Consider the following 3,442-nt stretch of genomic DNA (forward strand, 5'->3'; position numbering starts at 1 on the left):
TCGAGGAAGCCGAGCGTGGCACGCAGCTTCGGGTCGAGCGGCGCCGTACGCCAGTCCGCCAGCACCGCCTCGACCAGCTTGTCGTTCTTCCCCTCGTGCTTCAGGGCCAGCGACGCGACCGCGCCGTGCGCACCGGTTCAGAATAGACATTGGTTCAGGCGTGAGGTGAACGCGGCAAACAGCTCCCGCTCGCCCACGCTCCACGATGAGGGCCCGCGCATCACCGCTTGCGTCCAGTCGCACATCGGGCGGCCGAAGAATTCCGGCCGGTAGAACAGCGTCTTTACCACGTCGGGAACGCGGCGCAAACTCACCACGCGGATGAGCATGAGCTTCAGGCGCTCCGTCAGTCGGTGGCCGTGCTCGACGGCGTGCAAGCGCATCAGGGTTCCTCGCCACGGAGCGCGCTGAGCCCGCGCTGGAGTCGGCCCACGGCGGCGCCGAGCGCCGCGGATACCGTCACCTCGAAGAGGAGGTCGTCGGAGTTGCCGGCCCGCTTGAGCGCGACGAGGTCCTCGTCCGTGACCTTGTAGGCGTGCAGGGCCACCTTGTCGACGTAGCCGGCGAGGTCGGGCGGGATGTCCTCACCCCCTGTCTCCCTCTCCGTTCCGGAGAGGGGAGACGAAGGAGGACCGAATGCCCGCGCGAGCACCGCGCGGCGCAACTCGGTGGTAGTGTGGCCGGGTGTGCCGAGCACGCTGTCGATGAGTCGCTTGGTCAGAGCGGCGTAGCGCCCCGTTCCGTTGCCCATGCGGCTAGCATGGGTACGAGGCAACTGGTCGTCAAGAGGGCCGCCGCCCGGCCCCGGGTGGCGGAACCCCTCTCCATGGCGTACGATTCCGCCGCCCATGAGCCTGCTCGCGTTCCTACTCGTGGCCCAGACGGCCACGCAGGACACCGTGCCGCCGTATCTCGCCTTCCCGGACCCTGGGCTCGACGAACCCGCCGCTTACGAGGGCTATGCCACGCGCGTCTACCAGGACGCGAGCCATAACGGGTTCCAGGTCTACCTGAAAGGCAACACCGGACGCGTGGTGAACCTGTGGGCCGATGGGGCCAACGAGAGCGTGGGCTTCACCGTCCGTGACTCGAGCGGGAGGCCCGCCGAGCTGGCCTGGGGCTCTGCCGGCGCCGTCGTAACGGGATCGGCCCACACGCGCTCCGTGTCCTATGCCCTGGAGCTCCCTTCCACGGTCAGAGTTGGCCTCTTCTTGCTCGGCTCCATGCGGGTAGAGCGGGATTTCCAGTATGCAGGTCGCGACTCGCTGTCCCTCGGCACACCCGCATTTCCGCAGTCGGAGCTGGCGGAGCTGATCGACCACATCGCGAAGCTCAAAACGCCGGAACGAGCCCGTCACCTGTCGCTGCTCGGCCTCAAGACCATCGACGCGCTGCGCGCCAGGCTCCTCCCCCGCGTTACCGCGAAGCTCGGAGACACGGTCTGGGTTGTCCGGGTGGAGCAGGAGAGCTTCGACGGCAAGAATCATCTCTGGCTGGCGCTCGAGGGCGACGCGCGGGAAACTGTTCCCACGCTTTCCGGGAGCACCGTCACGGTCCGACGGCCGGCCGGGGGCCCGGTGCGCCTGACCGTGCGCGTGAGGACCGACGCGCCGGCGCTGGTGCCCCTCGGGCGCGCGGAGATCTTCAACGAGGACTTCCAGCGCTTCGCCGCCCAGGTCCGTGCCGACAGCGCCCATCCGCTGCGCTTCAGGCGGCTCGAGCGCGAGGTGCGGGGCGTCGAGCTCCTGAGCTACCGCGAGAAACTGATGGCGGGACTCCCGAACTTCGCCACCTACTTCGGCCGCGACATGCTCATGACGGCGCTGCTGATGCAGCCGGTGTGGGCGCCGGCCATGTCGGAGCACGTAGTGGCGAGCGCCCTCGGCAAGCTGTCGCCGACGGGGGACGTGAGCCATGAGGAGGCCTTGGGCGGCCAGGCGATCCGCGAAAACGCGGCCGAGTACAATCGCCTCGTATCCGCGGGCCAGCTGGCACCCGCTCGCGCGCTGCTCGCACATCTCGCGGTCACACGCGAGAACTACATCATGGTGGACGACGATTTCCAGCTGCCCGTCGTCGCCGCGCGCTATCTCGCCGACCCGCGCGTCTCGGCCGATCGCAAGCGGGATTTCCTGCGCACCGGGCAGCACCTGGCACGACTGGTTTCGAACCTGGCGTTCGTCGTGCGCAAGGCAGCCCCCTACGCACGCGACCCGGTGGCGACGAACCTGGCGAGCTTCCCGCGGGCACCCGACGGTCACTGGATCTCGGCGAGCTGGCGCGACAGCCGTGCGGGCTACGGGGGTGGCCGCTTCGCCATGGATGTGAACGTCATCTGGGTGCCCCACGCGCTGGAGGCGGTGGGAACGATCCTCGATGCGCTCAAGCAGCTGGGCGTCACACCGGTGATTCGCGAGCAGCCGCTCGCCACGTTCGCGCGCGACCGCGCGGCCCTGCAACGGGCGGTGACTACCTGGAAGGGTGCCGAACGCCACTTCCGGGTGGCGCTCGCGCCGAAGGATGTGAGCGAGCGCGTCGCCGCCCGGTTGCGGTGGCTGCCGCCAGCGGAAGGGGAGTACTGGAACAACGTCGCGCAACGGACGGGTACTCCCGCGGACACGCTGCGGTTTCTCGCTCTCTCGCTCGATGGGGCCGGGCGGCCCATCCCGATCGTCAACACCGATCCCGCGATGCTACTGCTCGTCGACTCGCTCGGCCCCGATCGGACGCTCGAGCTGATCGGGCCGATCATGCTGCCGCACCCCTGGGGGCTGTTCGTGGACGCGCTCGGTCCCGTGGTTGCGAACGATGCCTACGCCCCCCGCGACGTGTGGGAGGCGTTTCGCCGGGATCGGTATCACTCTCCGACCGTCGTGTGGGGCCGCGACGTGAACGCACTGCTCGCGGGCCTGGCGCGGCAGCTCCCGGCCGGTGATGTAGGGGCGCAGCATGCTGCGCCCCTGGGCGACGCGCTGCACCGCATCACAGACGCCGTGGATCGTTCCGGACTGCGGCATGCCGAATTGTGGAGCTATGCCATCGAGAACGGCCGACTGGTTCCATCGCGTTACGGCACCAGCTCGGACGTGCAGCTGTGGAGCCTCACCGACCTGGCCGTTCAATACCTCCTCAACACCGAGACGCCATGAGCAACCTCCACCTGTTCGACCTCCTCGTGATCGCCGGCTACTTCGTGGTGCTGTTGGGGATCGGGTACTGGGCCGCGCGGCGCGAGAAGAACGTGAGTGCCGACTATTTCCTGGCCAGCCGGGATGTAGGCTGGTTCGCGGTGGGGGCGAGCCTGTTCGCCTCGAACATCGGGAGCGAGCATCTGGTCGGTCTCGCGGGCACCGGGGCGGCGAGCGGGCTCGCGGTGGGCCACTTCGAGTGGCTCGCCTGCCTCATCCTGCTGCTCTTGGGCTGGTTGTTCACGCCGTTCTAT

The 3,442-nt window shown here is 68.6% G+C and carries 4 protein-coding genes; 2 read left to right on the plus strand and 2 right to left on the minus strand.

Annotated elements, in window-relative coordinates; all coding sequences use genetic code 11:
- Positions 1–137 precede the first annotated feature (137 nt).
- On the minus strand, positions 138–383 hold the full coding sequence (locus E6J59_15080) for a hypothetical protein (GenBank protein TMB18070.1): 246 nt from the start codon (positions 381–383) through the stop codon (positions 138–140).
- On the minus strand, positions 383–751 hold the full coding sequence (locus E6J59_15085) for a hypothetical protein (GenBank protein ID TMB18071.1): 369 nt from the start codon (positions 749–751) through the stop codon (positions 383–385). Before E6J59_15085 ends, E6J59_15080 begins: the two co-directional genes overlap by 1 nt.
- A 97-nt stretch (positions 752–848) precedes the next feature.
- Between E6J59_15085 and E6J59_15090 the strand changes: the two genes are divergently transcribed.
- On the plus strand, positions 849–3,149 hold the full coding sequence (locus E6J59_15090; protein ID TMB18072.1) for a hypothetical protein: 2,301 nt from the start codon (positions 849–851) through the stop codon (positions 3,147–3,149).
- On the plus strand, positions 3,146–3,442 hold a 297-nt coding region (locus E6J59_15095), incomplete at its 3' end, for a sodium transporter (GenBank protein TMB18073.1). The genes E6J59_15090 and E6J59_15095, both read left to right, overlap by 4 nt.

This window comes from Deltaproteobacteria bacterium (assembly GCA_005879795.1).
In the GTDB taxonomy this organism is placed as follows: domain Bacteria; phylum Desulfobacterota; class Binatia; order DP-6; family DP-6; genus DP-6.

What these genes read in the sequence shown, in the direction of transcription:
- E6J59_15080 (TMB18070.1), bottom strand. Translation starts at nt 383, where the DNA reads ATGCGCTTGCACGCCGTCGAGCACGGCCACCGACTGACGGAGCGCCTG.
- E6J59_15085 (TMB18071.1), bottom strand. Translation starts at nt 751, where the DNA reads ATGGGCAACGGAACGGGGCGCTACGCCGCTCTGACCAAGCGACTCATC.
- E6J59_15090 (TMB18072.1), top strand. Translation starts at nt 849, where the DNA reads ATGAGCCTGCTCGCGTTCCTACTCGTGGCCCAGACGGCCACGCAGGAC.